The sequence below is a fragment of the Streptomyces sp. NPDC026246 genome, from assembly GCF_055567995.1.
Map to the genome: position 1 here is coordinate 350,088 of NZ_JBVHPJ010000007.1, position 23,218 is coordinate 373,305.

Genomic DNA, 23,218 nt, shown 5'->3' on the forward strand with positions numbered 1-23,218 from the left:
CGAGGGGGACACCGGAAACGGTGTCCCCCTCTTCGTGAGGACACCACGTCCTCGTGAGGACACCATGTACAAGATCTTCTTCCGTCTCTTCTTCAAGCGGCTGGACCCGGAGCAGGCGCACCACCTCGCCTTCCGCTGGATCCGCCTGGCCGCCCGCGTGCCCGTGCTGCGCACCTTCCTCGCGGCCGCCCTGGCGCCCCGCTACAAGGAGCTGCGCACCGAGGCCCTCGGCCTGCGGATGCACGGCCCCTTCGGGCTCGCGGCCGGCTTCGACAAGAACGCCGTCGGCATCGACGGCATGGCGATGCTGGGCTTCGACCACGTCGAGATCGGCACGGTGACCGGCGAGCCGCAGCCCGGAAACCCCAAGCAGCGGCTGTTCCGCCTGGTCGAGGACCGGGCGCTGATCAATCGCATGGGCTTCAACAACGACGGCTCGCTCCGCGTGGCCGCCCGCCTGGCCTCCCGTACGCCCGTCTTCAAGCCGGTCGTCGGCGTCAACATCGGCAAGACCAAGGCCGTCCCGGAGGAGGAGGCCGTCGCGGACTACGTGAAGTCCGCCGAGCGGCTCGCGCCGTACGCCGACTACCTCGTCGTCAACGTCTCCTCGCCGAACACGCCGGGTCTGCGCAACCTCCAGGCGACCGAGGCCCTGCGTCCCCTGCTGAGCGCCGTCCGCGAGGCCGCCGAGCGCACGGTCTCCGCCCGTCGCGTCCCACTGCTGGTCAAGATCGCGCCGGACCTCGCCGACGAGGACGTCGACGCCGTGGCCGACCTCGCCGTCGAGCTCGGCCTGGACGGCATCATCGCCACCAACACCACCATCGCCCGCGAGGGCCTCGGGCTGACGTCCGCACCCGGCCTGGTCGAGGAGACCGGCGGTCTGTCCGGTGCGCCGCTGAAGGAGCGGTCCCTGGAGGTCCTGCGGCGCCTCTACGCGCGCGTGGGCGACCGGATCACCCTGGTGGGCGTCGGCGGCGTCGAGAACGCCGAGGACGCCTGGCAGCGCATCCTGGCCGGCGCCACGCTCGTCCAGGGCTATAGCGCCTTCGTCTACGAGGGGCCCTTCTACGCCCGCACGATCCACAAGGGGCTCGCCGCCCGCCTGGCGACCAGCCCGTACGCCACGCTCGCCGACGCGGTGGGCGCCGACGTGAGGAAGACGGCATGAGTGCCCTGGAACCCTTCGGCGCCCGCCTGCGCCGGGCCATGGACGAGCGCGGCCCGCTGTGCGTGGGCATCGACCCGCACGCGTCCCTGCTGGCCGAGTGGGGCCTGAACGACGACGTCGCGGGCCTGGAGCGGTTCAGCCGCACGGTCGTCGAGGCGGTGGCCGACCGGGTCGCCGTGCTCAAGCCGCAGAGCGCCTTCTTCGAGCGGTTCGGCTCGCGCGGCGTCGCCGTGCTGGAGAAGTCCGTCGCCGAGGCGCGGGCGGCGGGCGCGCTGGTCGTGATGGACGCCAAGCGCGGCGACATCGGCTCGACCATGGCCGCCTACGCCGAGTCCTTCCTGCACAAGGACGCCCCGCTGTTCTCCGACGCGCTGACGGTCTCGCCCTACCTGGGCTACGGCTCCCTCGCCCCGGCCGTGGAACTGGCCCGGGAGAGCGGCGCCGGACTGTTCGTGCTGGCGCTGACCTCCAACCCGGAGGGCGGCGAGGTCCAGCACGCTGTGCGCTCCGACGGCCGGAACGTCGGGACGACCATGCTCGCGCACCTGGCCGCCGAGAACGCCGGCGAGCAGCCCCTGGGCTCCTTCGGCGCGGTCGTCGGCGCCACGCTCGGTGACCTGTCGACGTACGACCTGGACATCAACGGTCCGCTCCTCGCGCCCGGGATCGGGGCCCAGGGGGCCACGCCGGCCGATCTCCCCCGGGTCTTCGGCCCGGCCGTGCGCAACGTCGTGCCGAACGTCAGCCGGGGAGTGCTGCGCCACGGCCCCGACACGGTCGCTCTGCGTGACGCCTCGGAACGCTTCGCGGAGGAGATCCGTCAGGCCGTGACGTCCTCCTGAGGCGGTCCAGACCATCGGCGGGAGCTCCGGCGGGCGGTCCGAGGAGCAGTTGAATCTGAATACATCCTCAAATCCAGGGCAGTATGTCCTAAATGTCCGTTCACCTGAAGGCTGACCAGGACTTTTCCGCTGTTCTCGCTGACTCCGGCGGACTTGCCCGCTAGTCTCCGACGAGAGAACGGGCAAGCGTGTGTTGCTCGTACCTCCCCAGGTGTGGGGCGACTAGGTTCCTCACCGGTCCGTATCCGACAGTTCGACATCCGAGGTGACGTAGGCGTGGCTCTTCCGCCCCTTACCCCTGAACAGCGCGCAGCCGCGCTCGAAAAGGCCGCCGCGGCTCGCCGGGAGCGGGCCGAGGTCAAGAATCGACTCAAGCACTCCGGCGCCTCCCTTCACGAGGTCATCAAGCAGGGCCAGGAGAACGACGTCATCGGCAAGATGAAGGTCTCCGCCCTCCTCGAGTCGCTGCCGGGCGTGGGCAAGGTCCGCGCCAAGCAGATCATGGAGCGACTCGGCATCTCCGAGAGCCGCCGCGTGCGGGGTCTCGGTTCCAACCAGATCGCCTCCCTGGAGCGCGAGTTCGGCAGCACCGGCTCCTGAACCGCCCACTCCGCGGAAGCGAGTCCCGGGCACTCCGGGATTGCTGGATAATCGCTGCATGGCTGTAACACCCCGGGGGACGTCCCCCGTACCCCCGGACGCACGTCCGCGGCTGACCGTGCTCTCCGGCCCCTCCGGGGTCGGCAAGAGCACGGTCGTCGCTCATATGCGCAAGCAACACCCCGAGGTCTGGCTCTCGGTGTCGGCGACGACCCGCAAGCCCCGTCCCGGCGAGCAGCACGGAGTCCACTACTTCTTCGTCACGGACGACGAGATGGACAAGCTGATCGCCAACGGAGAGCTGCTGGAGTGGGCCGAGTTCGCCGGCAACCGCTACGGCACGCCGCGCGCGGCCGTGCAGGAGCGCCTGGAGAAGGGCGAGCCGGTCCTGCTCGAGATCGACCTCCAGGGCGCCCGTCTGGTCCGGGAATCGATGCCCGAGGCCCAGCTGGTGTTCCTGGCCCCTCCCTCCTGGGAGGAGCTGGTGCGCCGGCTCACCGGACGGGGCACCGAACCGCCCGAGGTCATCGAGCGCAGGCTCGAGGCGGCCAAGACCGAACTGGCCGCGGAACCGGAGTTCGACACCACCCTGGTCAACACCTCCGTCGAGGACGTGGCCCGCGAGCTGCTAGCCTTGATGGACGTCGTGTGACCATCGCTGATCGATCCGGTCCTCGCTGATCATCCCGACAGAATCTTTCCCATCCATCGGAAGGTAGAGCGTGTCCTCTTCCATCTCCGCGCCCGAGGGCATCATCAACCCGCCGATCGACGAGCTCCTCGAGGCCACCGACTCGAAGTACAGCCTCGTGATCTACGCGGCCAAGCGGGCCCGCCAGATCAACGCGTACTACTCGCAGCTCGGCGAGGGTCTCCTCGAGTACGTCGGTCCCCTCGTCGACACGCATGTCCACGAGAAGCCGCTCTCGATCGCCCTCCGCGAGATCAACGCGGGGCTCCTGACGTCCGAGGCCGTCGAGGGCCCGGCGCAGTAAATACGATTTGCAGCTTGACGCTGACTTGTCCACAGGCCCGGCAGGCCGACTGCCGGGCCTGTGGTGTGTGATGGGTCCTGTAGGTCGCCGAGGTCCGGGGAGAGACAGTGGACAAGCCGAAGGTCGTGCTGGGGGTCAGCGGCGGCATCGCCGCGTACAAGGCCTGTGAGCTGCTGCGGCGGCTGACCGAGTCGGGTCACGACGTGCGCGTGGTGCCCACCGCCTCCGCCCTGCACTTCGTCGGGGCCGCCACATGGTCCGCCCTGTCCGGCAACCCGGTCTCCACCGAGGTCTGGGACGACGTCCACGAGGTCCCGCACGTCCGCATCGGGCAGCACGCCGACCTGGTCGTCGTCGCCCCGGCCACCGCCGACATGCTCGCCAAGGCCGCCCACGGCCTCGCCGACGACCTGCTCACCAACACCCTGCTCACCGCCCGCTGCCCCGTCGTCTTCGCCCCCGCGATGCACACGGAGATGTGGGAGCACCCGGCCACCCAGGAGAACGTGGCGACGCTGCGCCGCCGCGGCGCCCTGGTCGTCGAGCCCGCCGTGGGCCGCCTCACCGGCGTCGACACCGGCAAGGGCCGCTTTCCCGACCCGGCGGAGATCTTCGAGGTCTGCCGCCGGGTGCTGGCCCGCGGCGTGCGCGAGCCCGACCTCACCGGGCGGCACGTCGTGATCAGCGCCGGCGGCACCCGGGAGCCCCTCGACCCGGTCCGCTTCCTCGGCAACCGCTCCTCCGGCAAGCAGGGCTACGCCCTCGCCCGCACCGCCGCCGCCCGCGGTGCCCGGGTCACGCTCGTCGCCGCCAACAGCAGCCTCCCGGACCCGGCCGGCGTGGACGTGGTCCCGGTCGGCACGGCCGTGCAGCTGCGCGAGGCGGTGCTCGCGGCCGCCGCCGGGGCCGACGCCGTGGTGATGGCGGCGGCCGTCGCCGACTTCCGCCCCGCGGCCTACGCCACCGGAAAGATCAAGAAGAAGGACGACCGGGAGCCCGAGCCGATCACCCTGGTGCGGAATCCGGACATCCTCGCCGAGATCTCCGCCGGCCGGCCGCGCCCCGAACAGGTGATCGTCGGCTTCGCCGCGGAGACCGACGACGTCCTGGCCAACGGCCGCGCCAAGCTCAAGCGCAAGGGCTGCGATCTGCTGGTCGTGAACGAGGTGGGGGAGCGCAAGACCTTCGGTTCCGAGGAGAACGAGGCGGTCGTGCTCGGTGCGGACGGCAGCGAGACCGCCGTCCCGCACGGCCCCAAGGAGGCCCTGGCCGAAATCGTGTGGGACCTCGTGGCCGAACGACTGGCCTGAGCGCTCCTCCACCAGCAGCGCCACTCGAAACCGGCTGGATCGGGGCGTGGCGCCTCTGGCCAATGCCGCTCGGAATTGGGCAGAATGCCCGTGCCGCAGGTCACAGCGCTCCCGAGGGACGAGACAGGGGGGCCGTGGCCGAAGCGTGACCCGTAAACTGTTCCACGGACGGCGCCGGGTGCAGCCCCCGCCGTCCGCCAATGATCAGCCAGCAGCCGCTGCAACCCCAGGGAGCGTTGTGTCCCGTCGCCTGTTCACCTCGGAGTCCGTGACCGAGGGTCACCCCGACAAGATCGCTGACCAGATCAGCGACACCATTCTCGACGCGCTCCTGCGCGAGGACCCCTCCTCGCGCGTCGCCGTCGAGACCCTGATCACGACCGGCCTGGTGCACGTGGCCGGCGAGGTCACGACCAAGACGTACGCGGACATCGCGACGCTGGTCCGGAACAAGATCCTCGAGATCGGCTACGACTCCAGCAAGAAGGGCTTCGACGGCGCCTCCTGCGGCGTGTCGGTGTCCATCGGCGCGCAGTCCCCGGACATCGCCCAGGGCGTGGACACGGCGTACGAGACGCGTGTCGAGGGTGACGACGACGAACTCGACAAGCAGGGCGCCGGCGACCAGGGCCTGATGTTCGGCTACGCGACGGACGAGACGCCGACGCTGATGCCGCTGCCCATCTTCCTCGCCCACCGCCTGTCCAAGCGCCTGTCCGAGGTGCGCAAGAACGGCACGATCCCCTACCTGCGCCCGGACGGCAAGACGCAGGTCACCATTGAGTACGACGGTGACAAGGCGGTCCGTCTGGACACGGTGGTGGTGTCGTCCCAGCACGCCTCCGACATCGACCTGGACTCGCTGCTCGCTCCGGACATCAAGGAGTTCGTGGTCGAGCCCGAGCTGAAGGCGCTGCTGGACGAGGGCATCAAGCTCGACACGGAGAACTACCGCCTCCTGGTCAACCCGACCGGCCGCTTCGAGATCGGCGGCCCGATGGGCGACGCCGGCCTGACCGGCCGCAAGATCATCATCGACACCTACGGCGGCATGGCCCGTCACGGCGGCGGTGCCTTCTCCGGCAAGGACCCGTCCAAGGTCGACCGCTCCGCGGCGTACGCGATGCGCTGGGTCGCCAAGAACGTGGTGGCCGCCGGCCTGGCCACGCGCTGCGAGGTGCAGGTCGCCTACGCGATCGGCAAGGCCGAGCCGGTCGGCCTGTTCGTCGAGACCTTCGGCACCGCCAAGGTCGACACGGACCGCATCGAGAAGGCGATCGACGAGGTCTTCGACCTGCGCCCGGCCGCCATCATCCGCGACCTGGACCTGCTCCGCCCGATCTACTCCCAGACCGCCGCGTACGGCCACTTCGGCCGTGAGCTGCCGGACTTCACCTGGGAGCGCACCGACCGCGTGGACGCCCTGCGCAAGGCGGCGGGGCTGTAGTACCGGCCGTACGGCACCTGTGTGACGGGCCCGGCACCCTGCGGGGGGCCGGGCCCTGTCGCGTCCAGGCCCCGTCACGTCCGGGCCGCGTCGCCTCCGGGCCGCGTCGCGTCCGGGTGGCGGACGCCTGGCCGAGTGCCGGCCGTCGCGCCGGTGGGGAACCCGGCAGCCGTCGGATGTCAGTGGCGTTTGGTAGGAATGCAGGCGTGAGCAGCGAGAACGAGCAGGCGGACGGCGAGGCGCAGGGCGCCCCGCCCGAGCAGCTCGCGCTCATCCGCGAGAGCGTGCGCAAGGCCAAGACCCCCCGGGCCAAGCCGCGGACCTGGCGCGGAGCCGCGCTCGCCAAGGAACTGCCGGTCGCCCGTGTCCTCGTCGACAAGGGTGTGCTCCACCTCGACCGCTACTTCGACTACGCCGTGCCCGAGGAGCTGGACGAGCAGGCCCGGCCGGGTGTCCGGGTCCGGGTGCGCTTCGGGGCCGGGCGCAACCGGGTGCGGGACGGACGCCGTGAGGGCGGCGGCCTGATCGACGGCTTCCTCGTCGAGCGGCTGCCCGAGTCGGACTACTCCGGTCCGCTGGCGGCCCTGGCCCAGGTCGTCTCACCGGAGCAGGTGCTGAGCGAGGAACTGCTCGCACTGGCCCGGACGGTCGCCGACCGGTACGCGGGCAGCCTCGCCGACGTGCTCCAGCTGGCCGTGCCGCCGCGCAACGCACGGGCCGAGCAGCGCCCCTCGCCCGAGCCGTTGCCGCCGCCCACGGCTCCCGAACCGGGCTCCTGGCAGCGCTACGAGCACGGGGCGGCCTTCCTGGAGTCCCTCGCCTCGGGCGGCGCGCCCCGAGCCGTGTGGAACGCGCTGCCGGGTCCGCAGTGGAGCGAGGAGCTCGCCCGCGCCGTCGCGGCGACGCTGGCTTCCGGGCGGGGCGCGCTGGTGGTGCTGCCCGACGGCCGGGCGGTCGCCCGGGCCGACGCCGCGCTCACCGCCCTGCTGGGGGAGGGCAGGCACGCGGTGCTCACCGCCGACGCCGGCCCCGAGAAGCGGTACGCCCAGTGGCTCGCGGTACGGCGCGGCTCCGTCAGGGCCGTGGTCGGCACCCGGGCCGCGATGTTCGCGCCCGTCCAGGACCTGGGCCTGGTCGCCCTCTGGGACGACGGCGACGACAGCCACAGCGAGCAGCACGCCCCGCAGCCGCACGCCCGCGAGGTGCTGCTGCTGCGCGCCGCGCAGGACCGGTGCGGCTTCCTGCTGGGCGGCTGGACCTGCACGGTGGAGGCCGCGCAGCTCGTCGAGACCGGCTGGGCGCGGCCGCTCGTCGCCGGCCGCGACCAGGTGCGCTCCACAGCTCCTCTCGTCCGGACCGTCGGGGACGGGGACCTCGCCCGGGACGAGGCCGCCCGGGCCGCCCGGCTCCCCACCCTTGCCTGGCAGGCCGTCAGGGAGGGCCTGAAGCAGGGGCCGGTGCTCGTGCAGGTGCCCCGGCGGGGCTACGTGCCGCGCATGGCGTGTGCCCAGTGCCGGGCGCCCGCGCGGTGCCGGCACTGCTCCGGGCCGCTGGAGACGCGGGACGGCGGGGCGCTGTGCTGCGGCTGGTGCGGGCGTGAGGAGGGCGCGTGGCACTGCCCGGAGTGCGGGGCGTTCCGGTTGCGCGCCTCGGTCGTGGGAGCGCGGCGGACGGCCGAGGAACTGGGCCGGGCGTTCCCGGCGGTCCCGGTGCGGACCTCGGGACGGGAGCACGTGCTGGACACGGTGCCGGGTGCGCCCGCGCTGGTCGTCAGCACACCGGGGGCGGAGCCCGTCGCCGAGGGTGGCTACGCGGCCGCGCTGCTGCTGGACGGCTGGGCCATGCTCGGGCGGCCCGATCTGCGGGCCGGGGAGGACGCGCTGCGGCGGTGGATCGCCGCCGCGGCCCTGGTCCGGCCGCAGCCGGCCGGCGGCACGGTGGTGGTCGTGGCCGAGCCGACGCTGCGGCCGGTGCAGGCGCTGGTGCGCTGGGATCCCGTCGGGCACGCGGTGCGGGAGCTGGCCGAGCGGGCCGAGCTGGGATTCCCGCCGGTGTCCCGGATGGCCGCGGTGTCGGGCCCGGCGGAGGCGGTGGCCGACTTCCTCCGGACGGCCGAACTGCCGTCCGAGGCCGAGGTGCTGGGACCGGTGCCCCTGCCGGTGCCCCCCGCTGGACGACCGCGCCGGGCCGGGGCTCCGCCGCCCGGGGAGCAGTGGGAGCGGGCCCTGCTGCGGGTGCCGCCCGGCCGGGGCGCGGCCCTGGCGGCAGCGCTCAAGGCCGCGCAGGCGGCGAGGACGGCCCGGGGGAGTGGTCAGGGGGCAGGTGTGTGGGTCCGGATCGACCCGGCCGACATCGGGTGAGACCCGTCGGGCCCGGACCCGGGGCTGGAGCGGGCCCGGGCGGATCGGGTGGGGGCGCGGGCAGGTGGGCGCGGGCAGGTGGGGCGGGCTGGGGGGAGGGCTGCGGCTCGGCGAGGGTGCCGGCCCTCGGCAGGTGGGCCCGGTGGTTGTCGGGGTGTGACGCCAGGGCAGGGCGTGCCGTCCTGGAAACGCGGCTGCCCTCCCGGAGGGGGGCCGGGAGGGCAGGGCTGTGGAGCGGGGAGCCGTCGCTGGTCAGCCGTCGCGTGTCAGCCGTTGCGCGGGCCGGGGAAGGCCGTCGGCCGGACCTCTTCGCGCAGCGCCGGGCTGCCGGCGGTGGGCTGCGTCGGCATGGAGCGGGCCGCGGGGACCGTCGGCATCGTGGGAAGTCCGGCGGGCACGTTGACCGTGCGCGTGCCGGACGGCTCGGGGGAGCGCTCCGGCTCTGCCGTGACCGTCTGCGCCGCCGCCCGGCGGGCGCCGTACCGGCGGTGCACGGCCTGCTTGGTGACACCCAGTGCGGAACCGACGGCGTCCCAGGAGAAGCCGAGGGAGCGGTCGAAGTCCACGGCCGCCGTCACCAAGGTCTCGACACTGTCCCGCAGCTCCTGGGCGAGACGTACCGTCGGGGCGGGTGCGCGTCCGTAGACGACGAAGCCCGTGGACGGGCCGGAGCGGCGCGGGCGGTAGACGTTGCCCAGCTGGGCGGTGAGGGTGCGCAGTGCGTCCACCTGCCGGCGGACCCGCTCGATGTCCCGCACCAGCAAGTGCAGGCTGGCCCGAGCCTGGGCGTCGTGGGTTGCGTGGTCGGCCATGAACAAGCCTCTCGAACCGGCGTTGAAAGGAACGGGCCGCGACTGCGGCCCTCTGTGGTCAACTCTGTCTTGACCAACGCGGATTCGCCCCGCTGGTCACGGTGCAGGGGCGTAGGAGCATATGCGTGCGCCCGTTTGCGCGGGGCGTGCGCCTCGCCCTCGGCCTTTGCCGGCCGGTGTTGCCGGCCGCTGTCGGCGGCCTCCCGGGCCCGGCTCATAGACTTGGGCTTCGCCCGTCACCCGCCCCCGCCCCGAGAGGCCCCCAGCACCCCATGAAGCTCGTCTTCGCCGGTACACCCGAGGTCGCCGTTCCCGCCCTGGACGCTCTTCTCGCCTCCGGACGGCACGAGGTGGCCGCCGTCGTCACGCGGCCCGACGCTCCGGCCGGGCGTGGGCGCAGGCTCGTCGCCTCGCCCGTCGCCGAGCGGGCGGAGGAGGCCGGGATCGAGGTGCTGAAGCCGGTGAAGCCGAAGGACCCCGAGTTCCTGGAGCGGCTGCGGGAGATCGCGCCCGACTGCTGCCCCGTCGTCGCCTACGGCGCGCTGCTGCCCCGGGTCGCCCTCGACGTCCCCGCGCACGGCTGGGTGAACCTGCACTTCTCGCTGCTGCCGTCCTGGCGGGGTGCCGCGCCGGTGCAGCACGCCATCATGGCCGGTGACGAGATCACCGGGGCGTCGACCTTCCTCATCGAGGAGGGGCTCGACTCGGGGCCGGTGTACGGGACGGTGACCGAGGAGATCCGGCCCACCGACACCAGCGGGGACCTGCTGACGCGGCTCGCGTTCGCCGGGGCCGGGCTGCTCGCGGCGACCATGGACGGGATCGAGGACGGCACGCTCAAGGCGGTGCCGCAGCCCGCCGAGGGCGTCAGCCTGGCGCCGAAGGTCAACGTGGAGGACGCGCACCTGGACTGGTCCGTGCCCGCGCTGCGCGTCGACCGGGTGGTGCGGGGCTGCACCCCGGCGCCCGGTGCCTGGACGACGTTCCGCGGCGAGCGGCTCAAGCTCATCCAGGCCGCGCCGGTGCCCGACCGCACGGACCTCGCCCCGGGGGAGATCGCCGCCGGGAAGAACAGCGTGCACGTCGGCACCGGCTCGTACGCGGTGGAGCTGCTGTGGGTGCAGGCCCAGGGCAAGAAGCCGATGCGGGCCGCGGACTGGGCGCGCGGGGTACGGATCGGCGAGGGGGAGCGGCTCGGCGGCTGACGCCCGACCGGCGGCTGACGCCCGGCCGGCGGGCTCGCCGGGTCCGCCGGGTCCGCTGCCCGGCAGCCGGCCGAGCGCGGCCCGCTGGCGGCCCGCCGTCGGGCCGGAGATCCCTCCACGGCGGCGCCGTCCGGCGGTGCGCCGCAGGTATCCTCCGCCGGACCGCCGGACCGCCGGACCGCCGGACCGCCGGACCGCCGGACCGCCGGACCGCCGGACCGCCGGAACCGCGCAGACTGCAGGGATCGCCCGGGCCGCCGGATCGTCCGGGCCGCCGGATCGTCCGGGCCGCCGGATCGTCCGGGCCGCGGGGCGCCCTGACCGCCCGGATCGCCTGACCGCCCGGATCGCCTGACCGCCCGGATCGCCGGACCGCCCGGATCGTCGGATCGCCCGGGCCGCCTGACCGTCCGGGCCGCCGGGCGCCTTGACCGCCCGGATCGCCGGGCCGCCCAGACTGCCGGGACCGCCCGGATCGCCGGGCCGCCTGACCGCCTGGGCCGCGGGGCGCCCTGACCGCCTGACCGCCCGGATCGCCTGACCGCTCGGATCGCCGGGCCGCCCAGACTGCCGGGACCGCCCGGATCGCCGGATCGCCCGGGCCGCCTGACCGTCCGGGCCGCCGGATCACCCTGGCCGCCTGACCGCGCGGATCGCCAGACCACCCAGACCACCCCGACCGCCCCGACCGCCCGACCGCCGGACGGCACCCGGCGGCGTAGGCTGGGCGGCGCACCTCTTCTCACACCCGGAGCACCTTTTTCGTGAGCGAACAGCCCCGCCGTCCCCGCACGTCCGGCAAGCCCTACCGCCGTCCCAAGAAGGACCCCGTCCGCATCCTGGCCTTCGAGGCGCTCAGGGCCGTGGACGAGCGCGACGCCTACGCCAACCTCGTCCTGCCGCCGCTGCTGCGCAAGGCTCGTGAGCAGGGCGACTTCGACGCCCGGGACGCGGCGCTGGCCACCGAGCTGGTGTACGGGACGCTGCGCCGGCAGGGGACGTACGACGCGGTGCTGGCGGCCTGCGTGGACCGGCCGCTCGGGGAGGTCGACCCGCCGGTGCTGGACGTGCTGAGCCTCGGGGCGCACCAGTTGCTCGGCACCCGCATCCCGACGCACGCGGCCGTCTCCGCCACCGTCGAACTCGCCCGGGTCGTACTGGGCGACGGGCGGGCGAAGTTCGTCAACGCCGTGCTGCGCAAGGTCGCGCAGCACGACCTGGACGGCTGGCTGGAACGGGTCGCGCCGCCCTACGAGGACGACCCCGAGGACCACCTCGCCGTGGTGCACTCGCACCCCCGGTGGGTCGTGTCCGCGCTGTGGGACTCCCTGGGCGGCGGGCGCGCCGGCATCGAGGAGCTGCTGGCCGCCGACAACGAGCGGCCCGAGGTGACCCTGGTGGCCCGGCCCGGCCGCTCCGGTGCCGAGGAGCTGCTGGACGAGGACGCCGCCGTGCCGGGGCGCTGGTCGCCGTACGCGGTGCGGCTGACCGAGGGCGGGGAACCGGGTGCCGTCGCCGCCGTGCGCGACGGGCGGGCGGGAGTGCAGGACGAGGGCAGCCAGCTCGTCGCGATCGCCCTGGCCAACGCGCCGGTGGAAGGGCCCGACCGGCGCTGGCTGGACGGGTGCGCCGGACCGGGCGGCAAGGCCGCGCTGCTGGGTGCTCTGGCCGCGCAGCGGGGGGCCCTGCTGGTCGCCTCGGAGAAGCAGACCCACCGGGCAGGACTGGTGGCGCGGGCCCTGGACGGCAATCCCGGGCCGTACCAGGTGATCGCCGCGGACGGGACCCGCCCGGCGTGGCGGCCCGGCAGCTTCGACCGGGTGCTGGTCGACGTGCCCTGCACCGGTCTGGGCGCCCTGCGCCGCCGACCCGAGGCACGCTGGCGTCGCCGCCCGGAGGACCTGGAGGGGTTCGCGCCGCTCCAGCGCGGCCTGCTCCGCACCGCCCTGGAGTCGGTGCGGGTCGGCGGTGTCGTGGGCTACGCGACCTGCTCGCCGCACCTCGCCGAGACCCGGGCCGTGGTCGCCGACGTGCTGAAGCAGTTCCCGGACACCGATCTCCTCGACGCCCGTGGGCTGCTGCCGGACGTGCCGGACCTGGGGGACGGGCCCGACGTGCAGCTCTGGCCGCACCTGCACGGCACCGACGCGATGTACCTGGCGCTCATCCGCCGGACCGGCTGACCCCGGCCGGCTGACCCGGGCCGGCGGGCGTCCGTCCCGGAGCGTGTCACTCGCCGGGACGGCCGGCCGGCGCTCCGGCGGGCTCCCGGGCCGGTGCCCCGCCGTCCTGCCGGGCCAGCCGGTGCGGCCACCACACCTTCGGGCCGATGTCCAGGAACAGGGACGTCACCAGCACCGAGCGCACGACGAACGTGTCGATGAGGACGCCGAGGGCGACCGCGAAACCGATCTCGGCGAAGGCGACCAGCGGCAGGGTGCCGAGCGCGGCGAACGTACCGGCCAGGACGAGGCCGGCCGAGGTGATCACCGCGCCGGTGGCGGCCAGCCCTGTGACCACGCCCGCCCTGGTGCCCTGGCGGGCCGCCTCCTCGCGGATCCGGGTGGTCAGGAAGATGTTGTAGTCGATGCCCAGGGCCACCAGGAAGACGAACACGAACAGCGGGAAGTCGGTCGCCTCGGCCGTGTAGTCGAAGACGTACCGGAACGCCAGCGCGCTGATGCCCAGGGCCGCCGTGAACGACAGGATCACCGTGCCGATCAGCAGCAGCGGGGCGACCAGGGCCCGCAGCAGGGCGCAGAGGATCAGCAGGACGACCACCAGCACCAGCGGGATGATCAGCACGTTGTCGTGCGTGGTCGCCTTGTCCATGTCCAGCAGGGCCGCCGTGCCGCCGCCCACCCGGGCGTCGGCGTCCGGTACCGCGTGCACGGCGTCGCGGACCCGCTCGACCGTCTGTTTCGCGGCCTCGCTGTCCGCCGGGGCCGTCATCGTCGCCTCGAAGAGGACCCTGCCCTCGAAGCCGGGTCTGGTGCCCGGCGGCAGCCCGAGGGACTGCGGCACCACGCCCGGGGTCCGCGCGACCGCCCGGCCCACGTCGACGGCCTGCTCCCGGTCACTGACCACGACGAGCGGGTCGCCGCTGCCCGCCGGGAAGTAGCGGGCCGACACCTGCTGGCCCTTGATGGAGTCCGGCTCGCCCGTGAAGGCGTCCGCGTTGGGGATGCCCTCGGCCCGCAACTGGATCAGGCCCAGGGAGCAGACCGCCAGCACGAGCGCGGTGACGGCCCAGGTGGTACGGGGCCGGCGGGCGATCCGCCGGCCTGTGCGCGCCCAGAAGCCCCGCTCGGTCGGCTCGGCGGAGCCCAGGTGCGGGATCACCGGCCAGAAGATCCACCGGCCGCAGATGACCAGCAGGGCGGGGAACAGGCTCATCATCGCCAGCAGGGCGACGGCGACGCCGATCGCGGCGACCGGGCCGAGGCCTCGAGTGGAGTTCATCTCGGCGGCCAGCAGCACCAGCATGCTCAGCACCACGGTCGCCCCCGAGGCGAGCACGGCCGGTCCGGCCCGGTGCAGGGCCAGGGCCATGGCCTCGTGCCGGTCCTCGTGCCGGCGCAGCTCCTCCCGGTAGCGGGCGACCAGCAGCAGGGCGTAGTCCGTCCCCGCGCCGAAGACGAGCACCGTGAGGATGCCGGCGCTCTGCCCGTTCACTGTCAGGCCCGCGTGCTCGGCCAGAACGTAGATCAGCGCCTGGGCGGTGAACAGGGCGCACACCACCGAGATCAGGGGCACCACGAGCAGAGTGAGGCTGCGGTAGGTGATCAGCAGCATGACGATCACGACGGTCATCGCCGCGAACAGCAGCGTGGAGTCGATGCCCTCGAAGGCCTCCGCCGAGTCGGCCGCCGTCCCGCCCGGGCCCGTGACGTGCACGGCCAGGCCGCCACCGCTCTCGCCGACGTCGTCGCGGACGGACTCCACCGCGGGGGAGATCCGCTCCCAGCCCTTCTCGTCCATGGTGATCGGCACGAACACCTGCGCGGCCCGGGGATCGGCAGCGCGGTCGTAGACCGGCCCGCGCGTCTGTGCGCCCCGGATGCCGTGGTCGCGCAATTCCTTCAGCTCACGCACGTCCTGAGTGATGCGCGCCCGGTCCTGGGGCGTCAGCCCGCCCTCCCGCGCGTAGATCACCACCGCCGGGATCTGCTCCGGCCGGAAGTCCTCCGACTCCTGCAGCACCTGCGTCGACTCGGCGGACCCGGGCAGCCAGGACGCCGCGTCGTTGTCCTGGGCGTCGGTCAGCTTCATCGCGAAGGGCGCGGCGACGAAGAGCACCACCAGCCACAGCACCAGCACCAGCCACTTGGCCCGCCGCCCGCAGACCAGATGCGCGACACCCTGCTTCATGGCATCCCCCTCCGCGAAGACGCCCGGTGCGGGGCGCCGGTCTGTGACATGTGCGGCGCTGCCGCGGGGGCGCGACGAGCCACGCGAGTCCCGCGGCCGGCAGACCAGCTGGGTCCGATGCCCACAACCCCCGGACGGCATGGCAGTCTTAGGACATGGCCGTGCAGATCAACCCCAGCATCCTGTCCGCCGACTTCGCCCGCCTCGCGGACGAGGCGCAGGCCGTGCAGGGAGCCGACTGGCTCCACGTCGACGTGATGGACAACCATTTCGTCCCGAACCTCACGCTCGGGGTGCCGGTCGTAGAGTCGCTCGCTCGTGCGACGGACACTCCGCTGGACTGTCATCTGATGATCGAGGCCCCCGATCGGTGGGCGCCCCAGTACGTGGAGGCGGGGGCCGGTTCGGTCACCTTCCACGTCGAGGCCGCCGCCGCGCCGGTCCGGCTCGCCCGGGAGATCCGCGCCAAGGGCGCCCGCGCCTCGATGGCGCTGAAGCCCGCGACTCCCGTCGAGCCGTACGAGGACCTGCTCCCCGAGCTCGACATGCTGCTGATCATGACGGTCGAACCGGGCTTCGGGGGACAGGCCTTCCTCGACATCATGCTTCCGAAGATCCGCCGGACCCGCGAGTTGATCAGCAAGCACGGGCTGGAGCTCTGGCTCCAGGTCGACGGCGGAGTCTCCGCTTCCACGATCGAGCGGTGCGCGGAGGCCGGAGCCGACGTCTTCGTGGCCGGATCGGCGGTCTACGGGGCGAACGACCCGGCAGAAGCGGTACGTGCACTACGCACCCAGGCCGAGGCGACGACCGCGAAGGCCACCTGGGCGTGCGGCCACTGAGCCACAGCAAAGTGAACGGCTCTCATCAGGGCTGATCGTCCGCGCCGGATCTGCAAGGATGAACGGCGAATCCAGAGTGTGAACAGCAGTGAGGAGATCGCCGTGTCGGGTATGTCGGCGGGCCGGTCAGCCATGCGGATGGGACCCGCTGAGCTGGTGCAGGCGGCGGCCATGGCCCGCCGCTTCTACCTCGAGGGCAAATCCAAGATCCAGATCGCGGAGGAGTTCGGCGTCAGCCGCTTCAAGGTGGCCCGGGTCCTGGAGACCGCCCTCGAACGGGACCTCGTACGCATCGAGATCCGGGTGCCCGCGGAACTGGACGCCGACCGCTCGGACGCCCTGCGCGCCCGGTACGGCCTCCGGCACGCCGTCGTGGTCGAGTCGCCGGCCGAGGCCGAGGAGACGCCCGACCCGGAGAACCTGGGAGAGGTGGCCGCCGACCTGCTCGGCGAACTGGTCGACGAGGGCGACGTCCTGGGACTCGCCTGGGGCCGCTCCACCATCCACATGGCGGCGGCGCTCGACCGGCTGCCGCCGTGCACGGTGGTGCAGCTGACCGGCGTGTACGACGCCGGGACCGCCGAACGCGGCTCGGTCGAGGCCGTGCGGCGGGCCGCCCAGGTGTCCGGAGGCGACGCCCACCCCATCTACGCCCCCATGCTGCTGCCCGACGCCGCCACGGCCACGGCGCTGCGCAACCAGACGGGCATCGCCCGGGCCTTCGAGCACTTCGACAAGGTCACCGTCGCCTGCGTCTCCATCGGGTCCTGGGAGCCGGGCATCTCCACGGTGCACGACATGCTCAGCGACGAGGAGCGCGCGCACTACGCCTCGCTCGGTGTCGCCGCCGAGATGTCCGCGCACCTCTTCGACGCGGAGGGGCGCCGGGTCGGCCGGGACCTGGGCGAGCGGTGCATCACCGTCAAGGCCGACCAGTTGCGCCGCATCCCCGAGGTCGTCGCCATAGCGGGCGGGCAGCGCAAGGGCCCGGCGATCGACGCCGTCCTGCGCTCCGGGCTCGTCACCAGCCTGGTGACGGACACCTCGGCCGCCGACTACCTGATGACCGCGGGTCCGGCCCCGAAGCCCGCGCTCAACCGCGCCGACCCGGACGGGGCCTGACCCATGGCCGGTGAGGTGCCCCCGCACGACCCGGCGGGCCGGATCGTGCGCGTCCTCGACCTCGACGGGGTCACGGACAAGGCGGGCCTGATGGACCGCTGCGCCCGCGACCTGGCGCTGCCCGACTGGTTCGGCCGCAACTGGGACGCGCTCGCCGACTGTCTGTCCGACCCCGCCCTGTGGCCCGAGGGGGCCGTGGAGCGGGGGCTGCTGGTCGTCGTGCGCGGCTGGCGCGGCTACGCCGAGGCGCGGCCCGAGGAGTGGCAGGTCGCCGAGGAGATCTTCGCCGAGGCCACGGACCGCGGCCCGGGCCTGTTCGTGACCCTCGGGCTTGGAGCATCCTCCGAAGGGGGCCCTGACCAGGCTGGATGATTCGCCCGGGGCCGGGAGTGCCCGTGTCATGGGACAATGAAGTACGTGCTCTTTCCCCCTGGCCGGCCGGTCCGGGGGTCACCTCTGATCGACTGGGATGTGCAGCACGTGCGTTTCCTCAATGACATCCAGCCCGGGTACGACCTGACGTACGACGACGTCTTCATGGTGCCGAGCCGCTCCTCGGTGGGCTCGCGGCAGGCCGTCGACCTCAGCTCCCCGGACGGCACGGGCACCACCATCCCGCTCGTCGTCGCCAACATGACCGCCATCGCCGGGCGCCGCATGGCCGAGACCGTGGCCCGCCGCGGCGGGCTGGTGGTGATCCCGCAGGACATCCCGATCGACGTGGTCACCGACGTCGTGTCCTGGGTCAAGAGCCGGCACCTGGTGCTGGACACCCCGATCATCCTGTCCCCGCACCAGACCGTCGCCGACGCGCTGGGGCTGCTGCCCAAGCGAGCGCACGACGCCGGTGTCGTCGTCGACGAGAACCACAGGCCCGTCGGCGTGGTCACCGACGCCGACCTCTCCGGCGTGGACCGCTTCACGCAGCTGTCCGAGGTCATGTCCCGGGACCTGCTGCTCATCGACGCCGACAGGGACCCGGGGGAGGCCTTCGGCGTCCTCGACCAGGCCAACCGCCGCTACGCCCCCGCGGTCCACGCCGACGGCACGCTCGCCGGCATCCTGACGCGCAAGGGCGCCCTGCGCGCCACGCTCTACACCCCGGCCACCGACGACCGCGGCCGGCTGCGCGTCGCGGCGGCCGTCGGCATCAACGGCGACGTCGCGGGCAAGGCCGAGCAGCTGCTGAAGGCCGGTGTCGACACGCTCGTCATCGACACCGCGCACGGCCACCAGGAGTCGATGATCAGCGCCCTGAAGCTGGTGCGCGACCTCGACCCGCAGGTGCCGATCGTCGCGGGCAACGTCGTGGCCGCCGCGGGCGTGCGCGACCTCATCGAGGCCGGCGCGGACATCGTCAAGGTCGGTGTCGGCCCCGGCGCCATGTGCACCACGCGCATGATGACCGGCGTGGGCCGGCCGCAGTTCTCCGCCGTCCTGGAGTGCGCCGCCGAGGCGGCGAAGTACGGCAAGCACGTGTGGGCCGACGGCGGCGTCCGCCACCCCCGCGACGTCGCCATGGCCCTCGCCGCCGGCGCGTCCAACGTGATGATCGGCTCCTGGTTCGCCGGCACCTACGAGTCCCCGGGCGATCTGCAGCACGACGCCCAGGGCCGCGCCTACAAGGAGTCCTTCGGCATGGCCTCCGCCCGTGCCGTGCGCAACCGCACCTCCGAGGAGTCGGCGTACGACCGCGCCCGCAAGGCGCTGTTCGAGGAGGGCATCTCCACCTCCCGCATGTTCCTCGACCCGGCCCGCCCCGGCGTGGAGGACCTGATCGACTCGATCATCGCGGGCGTCCGCTCCTCCTGCACCTACGCCGGCGCCGGCTCCCTGGCGGAGTTCGCCGAGAAGGCCGTCATCGGCGTCCAGAGCGCCGCCGGCTACGCCGAGGGCAAGCCCCTGCACGCCAGCTGGAGCTGACGGCCGCCGCCGTCGCGAACGGCCCCCGCCGACCCGCCCTGCGGGACGGCGGGGGCCGTTCCGCATGCCGGCCGCCGAGCGGGCGGGGGACCCCGCCGGGGCCCTGTGACGAGGCCCGGTGCAACAGTCGACAGCCGTCCTGCAACGAACGCCCACCGCGCCCCTGTCAACGCAATGATCTTGCGGGTATGCGCAAGGTTGCTGCATTTCGGCAGCAACGCCGATCCTCGTAGGCTGTCGCCTCGTACGTGGCGTGGCGGGGACTCCGCTCGGTGGGTCCCTGCTCAAGGGTGCCCGCGGTCCCTGCCGCCCTGACCGGCAGCGAAAAGGAGCCAGCGCGTGCTCGACCAAGGCGCACCCCCGCAGAACCCAGGCCAGACAGCCGCCCCCGCGTCCCCCGGCATCGGCGCGCGCCTCATGCGCCGCAAGCCGGTGGAACGCCTGGTCGCGGAGGGCGGGCAGGGCGAGGGAGGGTCGCTGCGCCGCTCCCTGGGGCTGTGGCAGCTCACCATGATCAGCATCGGTGCCACCCTCGGCACCGGCATCTTCGTGGTCCTCGGCGAGGCCGTCCCCAAGGCGGGCCCGGCCGTCACGCTCTCCTTCGTCATCGCCGGTCTGACCGCCCTGTTCTCGGCGCTGTCCTACGCCGAGCTGGCGGGCACCATCCCCGTCTCCGGCTCCTCCTACTCGTATGCGTACGCAACGATGGGCGAGCTGATCGCCTGGATCTGCGGCTGGTGCCTGGTGCTGGAGTACGGCGTGTCGGTGGCCGCCGTGGCCGTCGGCTGGGGTGAGTACCTCAACGAGCTGCTCGACGGGACCATAGGCGTCACCATCCCGGCGGCCCTGTCCGCGCCGCCCGGAGACGGCGGCGTGTTCAACCTGCCCGCGCTGATCGTCGTCCTGCTCGCCATGGCGTTCCTGCTGGGCGGTGCCCGCGAGTCGGCCCGCGCCAACACCGTCATGGTCGTCGTGAAGATCGCCGCCCTGGTGCTGTTCTGCGCCATCGGCGTCCAGGGCTTCCGCTCGGGCAACTACGAGAACTTCATGCCGCTCGGCATGGCCGGGGTCAGTGCCGCCGGTGCCACGCTGTTCTTCTCCTACATCGGCTTCGACGCCGCCTCCACCGCCGGTGAGGAGGCCAAGAACGCCCAGCGCGACCTGCCCCGCGCGATCATGCTGTCGCTGGTCATCGTCACCGCGCTCTACGTGCTGGTCGCTGCCGTCGCCGTCGGCGCCAAGCCCTGGAAGGGCTTCACCGACTCCGAGGCCGCCCTCGCCCAGATCATGCGCGAGGTCACCGGGCAGAGCTTCTGGGGCACGCTCCTCGCCTTCTGCGCCGTCATCGCCATCGCCAGCGTGGTGCTGACCGTGCTCTACGGCCAGACCCGCATCCTCTTCGCCATGTCCCGCGACGGACTGGTCCCCAAGGTGTTCGCCCGGGTCCACCCGAAGACCGGCGCGCCGCGCGCCAACACCCTGATCGTGTCGCTGTTCTGCGGCGTCCTGGCCGCGGCGATCCCGCTCGGGCAGCTCGCCGACGCCACCAGCATCGGCACCCTGTTCGCCTTCGCGCTGGTCAACGTCGCCGTCGTGGTGCTGCGCCGCACCAAGCCGGACCTGCCGCGCACCTTCCGGGTGCCGCTCTCGCCGGTGCTGCCGGCGCTCGGCCTCGGCTTCTGCGTCTGGATGATGGGCAGCCTGTCCACCGTGACCTGGGTGGTCTTCGGTGTCTGGATGGCGGCCGGGCTCGTGTTCTACTTCGTGTACGGCTACCGCCGCTCCCGACTCGCACCATCCGAGAAGTGATCGACCCACAGTGCTGAACGATCTCGACGAACGCATCGTGCACGCCCTCGCCGAGGACGCCCGCCGCTCCTACGCCGACATCGGCTCGCTCGTCGGCCTGTCCGCGCCCGCCGTGAAGCGGCGCGTGGACCGGCTGCGGGCCACCGGGGCCATCACCGGCTTCACCGTACGGGTGGACCCGGGCGCCCTCGGCTGGGAGACCGAGGGGTTCGTCGAGATCTACTGCCGCGGCAACACCTCCCCGGAGACCATCCAGCGCGGCCTGGAGCGCTACCAGGAGGTGGTGGCCGCCTCGACGGTCACCGGGGACGCGGACGCGATCGCCCAGGTCTTCGCCTCCGACATGCGCCACTTCGAGCGGGTCCTGGAGCGCATCGCCGGCGAGCCGTTCGTCGAGCGCACCAAGTCCGTGCTCGTCCTCTCGCCGCTGCTGCGGCGCTTCTCGTCGGGGTCGCCGACGTAATCCCGTGGCCCCCCGCGGGCCGGCCGCCCTAACCTGGGTGTCATGAACCGGCGACATTGATCCACCAGCCGTGCCTCCCGGGGACCGCCCCGGACGCCGTACCTCCGGCGTCCGATCGGTCCTGACGGGAAGGCCCCATGACACTCCCCCTCGCCCGCGTGCCCGCGCCCGGCGTCCGCCGGCTGACGCGCACGCTGTACGGCTACGCGTTCCTCGACGACTTCGTCCTGCTCTACCCGCTGTACGCGCTGCTCTTCGCCGACACCGGCCTGCCGCTGTGGCAGATGTCGTCCCTCTTCGCGCTGTGGTCGCTGACCTCGGTGGTGCTGGAGGTGCCCTCCGGTGCCTGGGCGGACGCCGTGTCGCGCCGCGCCCTGCTGTGGATCGGCCCGCTGCTCACCGCCCTCGGCTTCGCACTGTGGGTGACCGTCCCCTCGTACGCGGCGTTCGCCGCCGGTTTCGTCCTGTGGGGGGCCGGTGGTGCCCTCGGGTCCGGCGCCCTGGAGGCGCTGGTCTACGACGAACTGGACCACCGGGGCGCCGCCGGCGCCTACGCGCGGGTCATGGGGCGGGCCCGGGCCGCCCGGCTGCTGGGCACGGTGGCCTCCATCGGCCTCGCGGCACCCGTGTTCGCCTGGGGCGGCTACGCGGCCGTCGGTGCCGCCAGCTTCCTGGCCTGTGTGCTGGCCGCCCTGACCGCGACCCGGTTCCCGGAACACCGGGCCCGGCCGGAGGGCGGCGGCGACGGCTGGGCGGCGACCCTGCGGTCCGGGCTCGCCGGGGCCCGCGGGGACCGCGCGGTGCGCGGCGCGCTGCTGCTCGTCCCGGCCGTGGCCGCGGTGTGGGGCGCCCTCGACGAGTACACCCCGCTGCTGGTGCGGGACACCGGCGTCGCCGACGCCACCGTGCCCTGGCTGATCATGCTGATCTGGGCGGGCGTCACCGCCGGCAGCCTGCTGACCGGCCCCGCCGAGCGACTCGGCACGGCCGGGCTGGCGGCCCTGCTGGCGATCGGCGCGCTCGCCCTCGCCGTGGGCGCCGCCACCCGGTCGCTCGCCGGGATGGTACCGGTCGCCCTGGCCTTCGCGGCGTTCCAGCTGGCGGAGGTGCTCGCCGACGTCCGGCTCCAGCACCGGATCGACGAGTCAAGCCGGGCCACGCTCACCTCCGTCGCCGGCCTGGGCACCGAACTGGCCACGGTCGCCACCTTCGGCGTGTACGCCCTGCTCGGCACGGAGCTGGCGCACGGCACCGTCTTCGCCCTCCTGGCGATTCCCTACCTGGTCACGGCCCTGGCGCTGGTCAGAGCTCGGGCTGCCACGCCACGACCGTGAAGTCCCCCGTCCCCTTCCTGACCTTCTCGAAGGGGGCGGAGCTCACGCACTTGGGCAGCCCGTCGGTCTCGGCAGGGCTGCCCGTGGCGGCCCAGCTGTACCCGAGCCGGTCGTGGCGGCCCAGGTCGTGGACGGTGACGCCGACCCGCTTGCCCTCGGCGCCCGGCAGGTCGGACTCGGTGACGACGCCGGAGACGACGGCCACCTTGCCGCCGGTCACCAGGCAGTCGACCTTCACCTCGGCTCGGGCCCCGAAGTCGTCCAGATAGTGGCTGAACGTGAAGGTGCCGGTGGCCTTGGTCGGGTCGGCCCCGTCCGCCGAGGCCAGGTGCGCGTCGAACGTGAACGTGATGTCGTCCCCGGCCGAGCGGTACAGCTTGGCGGTGCCGGTGAGCGCGGCGGCCTCCCGCTGCCGGGGCGGGTCGGAGGCCGCCCCCGCCGAGGCCGTCGCGGCGGAGGCCGCCCCGGCGGTGAGCAGCAGTGCGGAACCGAGCACGACGATCTTCGTACGGAGCTGCATTGCGGTCCTTTCCGCAGGTCGTGTGGACGGTGTTCACTCTCCCGGTCCGCGCCCGCCGGGTCGTCGCACCCAGGGCGGGACCCGGTCTCCGC

General features: G+C 73.3%; 20 protein-coding genes. 17 read left to right on the forward strand and 3 right to left on the reverse strand.

The window, feature by feature from the left end; genetic code table 11:
• Positions 1-64 precede the first annotated feature (64 nt).
• From ACZ4M5_RS20145 to ACZ4M5_RS20180, 8 genes are all read left to right on the forward strand, one after another.
• Complete coding sequence (locus tag ACZ4M5_RS20145) at positions 65-1,171, forward strand: quinone-dependent dihydroorotate dehydrogenase (RefSeq protein WP_467738603.1); 1,107 nt, start codon at positions 65-67, stop codon at positions 1,169-1,171.
• On the forward strand, positions 1,168-2,013 hold the full coding sequence (gene pyrF, locus ACZ4M5_RS20150) for an orotidine-5'-phosphate decarboxylase (RefSeq protein WP_467738605.1): 846 nt from the start codon (positions 1,168-1,170) through the stop codon (positions 2,011-2,013). The genes ACZ4M5_RS20145 and pyrF overlap by 4 nt, the downstream gene beginning before the upstream one ends.
• Before the next feature lie 276 nt (positions 2,014-2,289).
• The gene (locus ACZ4M5_RS20155; RefSeq protein WP_003977346.1) at positions 2,290-2,613 is read left to right on the forward strand and encodes an integration host factor; all 324 of its coding nucleotides are present in this window, start codon (positions 2,290-2,292) and stop codon (positions 2,611-2,613) included.
• Between the two features lie 58 nt (positions 2,614-2,671).
• The gene (gene gmk / locus ACZ4M5_RS20160; RefSeq protein WP_467738607.1) at positions 2,672-3,265 is read left to right on the forward strand and encodes a guanylate kinase; all 594 of its coding nucleotides are present in this window, start codon (positions 2,672-2,674) and stop codon (positions 3,263-3,265) included.
• A 70-nt stretch (positions 3,266-3,335) separates the two neighbouring features.
• A complete protein-coding gene (gene rpoZ / locus ACZ4M5_RS20165; protein ID WP_003988945.1) occupies positions 3,336-3,608 on the forward strand; it encodes a DNA-directed RNA polymerase subunit omega in 273 nt (90 codons plus the stop codon).
• A gap of 107 nt (positions 3,609-3,715) precedes the next feature.
• Positions 3,716-4,918 (forward strand): bifunctional phosphopantothenoylcysteine decarboxylase/phosphopantothenate--cysteine ligase CoaBC, encoded by a 1,203-nt coding sequence (gene coaBC / locus ACZ4M5_RS20170; RefSeq protein ID WP_467738609.1) that lies wholly within the window; start codon positions 3,716-3,718, stop codon positions 4,916-4,918.
• Between the two features lie 238 nt (positions 4,919-5,156).
• Positions 5,157-6,365: a methionine adenosyltransferase gene (gene metK / locus ACZ4M5_RS20175; protein ID WP_333937428.1), complete on the forward strand. Its 1,209-nt coding sequence runs from the start codon at positions 5,157-5,159 to the stop codon at positions 6,363-6,365.
• 206 nt (positions 6,366-6,571) lie between these two features.
• Positions 6,572-8,725, forward strand: coding sequence for a primosomal protein N' (locus ACZ4M5_RS20180; protein ID WP_467738611.1), 2,154 nt, complete (start codon positions 6,572-6,574; stop codon positions 8,723-8,725).
• Positions 8,726-8,991: 266 nt separating this feature from the next.
• On the opposite strand, the gene ACZ4M5_RS20185 is transcribed toward ACZ4M5_RS20180, so the two are convergent.
• A complete protein-coding gene (locus ACZ4M5_RS20185) occupies positions 8,992-9,537 on the reverse strand; it encodes a hypothetical protein (RefSeq protein ID WP_467738613.1) in 546 nt (181 codons plus the stop codon).
• Between the two features lie 272 nt (positions 9,538-9,809).
• On the opposite strand from ACZ4M5_RS20185, the gene fmt reads away from it, so the two are divergent.
• Together fmt and ACZ4M5_RS20195 are read left to right on the forward strand one after the other, a co-directional pair.
• Positions 9,810-10,742 (forward strand): methionyl-tRNA formyltransferase, encoded by a 933-nt coding sequence (gene fmt, locus ACZ4M5_RS20190; RefSeq protein ID WP_467738615.1) that lies wholly within the window; start codon positions 9,810-9,812, stop codon positions 10,740-10,742.
• 764 nt (positions 10,743-11,506) lie between these two features.
• Positions 11,507-12,925 carry an RsmB/NOP family class I SAM-dependent RNA methyltransferase gene (locus ACZ4M5_RS20195; protein WP_467738617.1) on the forward strand — a complete coding sequence of 473 codons (1,419 nt, stop codon included), beginning with the start codon at positions 11,507-11,509 and terminating at the stop codon, positions 12,923-12,925.
• A gap of 46 nt (positions 12,926-12,971) precedes the next feature.
• On the opposite strand, the gene ACZ4M5_RS20200 is transcribed toward ACZ4M5_RS20195, so the two are convergent.
• Entirely contained in the window at positions 12,972-15,113 is a 2,142-nt protein-coding gene (locus tag ACZ4M5_RS20200) for an MMPL family transporter (RefSeq protein ID WP_467738619.1), read from the reverse strand.
• Between the two features lie 155 nt (positions 15,114-15,268).
• Between ACZ4M5_RS20200 and rpe the strand changes: the two genes are divergently transcribed.
• From rpe to ACZ4M5_RS20235, 7 genes are all read left to right on the forward strand, one after another.
• The gene (rpe, locus tag ACZ4M5_RS20205) at positions 15,269-15,955 is read left to right on the forward strand and encodes a ribulose-phosphate 3-epimerase (RefSeq protein WP_451877238.1); all 687 of its coding nucleotides are present in this window, start codon (positions 15,269-15,271) and stop codon (positions 15,953-15,955) included.
• A gap of 78 nt (positions 15,956-16,033) precedes the next feature.
• A complete protein-coding gene (locus ACZ4M5_RS20210; protein ID WP_398110727.1) occupies positions 16,034-17,077 on the forward strand; it encodes a sugar-binding transcriptional regulator in 1,044 nt (347 codons plus the stop codon).
• Positions 17,078-17,080: 3 nt separating this feature from the next.
• Positions 17,081-17,449: a barstar family protein gene (locus tag ACZ4M5_RS20215; protein ID WP_467738622.1), complete on the forward strand. Its 369-nt coding sequence runs from the start codon at positions 17,081-17,083 to the stop codon at positions 17,447-17,449.
• A gap of 108 nt (positions 17,450-17,557) precedes the next feature.
• The gene (locus ACZ4M5_RS20220; protein ID WP_467738624.1) at positions 17,558-19,000 is read left to right on the forward strand and encodes a GuaB1 family IMP dehydrogenase-related protein; all 1,443 of its coding nucleotides are present in this window, start codon (positions 17,558-17,560) and stop codon (positions 18,998-19,000) included.
• A 339-nt stretch (positions 19,001-19,339) separates the two neighbouring features.
• On the forward strand, positions 19,340-20,809 hold the full coding sequence (locus tag ACZ4M5_RS20225) for an amino acid permease (RefSeq protein WP_467738626.1): 1,470 nt from the start codon (positions 19,340-19,342) through the stop codon (positions 20,807-20,809).
• 10 nt (positions 20,810-20,819) lie between these two features.
• On the forward strand, positions 20,820-21,272 hold the full coding sequence (locus tag ACZ4M5_RS20230; RefSeq protein WP_104778814.1) for an Lrp/AsnC family transcriptional regulator: 453 nt from the start codon (positions 20,820-20,822) through the stop codon (positions 21,270-21,272).
• A 137-nt stretch (positions 21,273-21,409) separates the two neighbouring features.
• Entirely contained in the window at positions 21,410-22,606 is a 1,197-nt protein-coding gene (locus ACZ4M5_RS20235) for an MFS transporter (protein ID WP_467738628.1), read from the forward strand.
• Here the strand turns inward: ACZ4M5_RS20235 and ACZ4M5_RS20240 are convergent.
• Positions 22,575-23,126, reverse strand: a complete 552-nt coding sequence (locus ACZ4M5_RS20240; protein ID WP_467738630.1) for a Repetin — start codon at positions 23,124-23,126, stop codon at positions 22,575-22,577. The two genes, ACZ4M5_RS20235 and ACZ4M5_RS20240, sit on opposite strands and share 32 nt — an antisense overlap.
• Positions 23,127-23,218: the final 92 nt, after the last annotated feature.

Coding starts and splice junctions, on each gene's coding strand:
- ACZ4M5_RS20235 (WP_467738628.1), top strand. CDS start 21,410: ATGACACTCCCCCTCGCCCGCGTGCCCGCGCCCGGCGTCCGCCGGCTG.
- gmk (WP_467738607.1), top strand. CDS start 2,672: ATGGCTGTAACACCCCGGGGGACGTCCCCCGTACCCCCGGACGCACGT.
- ACZ4M5_RS20240 (WP_467738630.1), bottom strand. CDS start 23,126: ATGCAGCTCCGTACGAAGATCGTCGTGCTCGGTTCCGCACTGCTGCTC.
- ACZ4M5_RS20200 (WP_467738619.1), bottom strand. CDS start 15,113: ATGAAGCAGGGTGTCGCGCATCTGGTCTGCGGGCGGCGGGCCAAGTGG.
- ACZ4M5_RS20145 (WP_467738603.1), top strand. CDS start 65: ATGTACAAGATCTTCTTCCGTCTCTTCTTCAAGCGGCTGGACCCGGAG.
- rpe (WP_451877238.1), top strand. CDS start 15,269: ATGGCCGTGCAGATCAACCCCAGCATCCTGTCCGCCGACTTCGCCCGC.
- fmt (WP_467738615.1), top strand. CDS start 9,810: ATGAAGCTCGTCTTCGCCGGTACACCCGAGGTCGCCGTTCCCGCCCTG.
- ACZ4M5_RS20215 (WP_467738622.1), top strand. CDS start 17,081: ATGGCCGGTGAGGTGCCCCCGCACGACCCGGCGGGCCGGATCGTGCGC.
- pyrF (WP_467738605.1), top strand. CDS start 1,168: ATGAGTGCCCTGGAACCCTTCGGCGCCCGCCTGCGCCGGGCCATGGAC.
- ACZ4M5_RS20185 (WP_467738613.1), bottom strand. CDS start 9,537: ATGGCCGACCACGCAACCCACGACGCCCAGGCTCGGGCCAGCCTGCAC.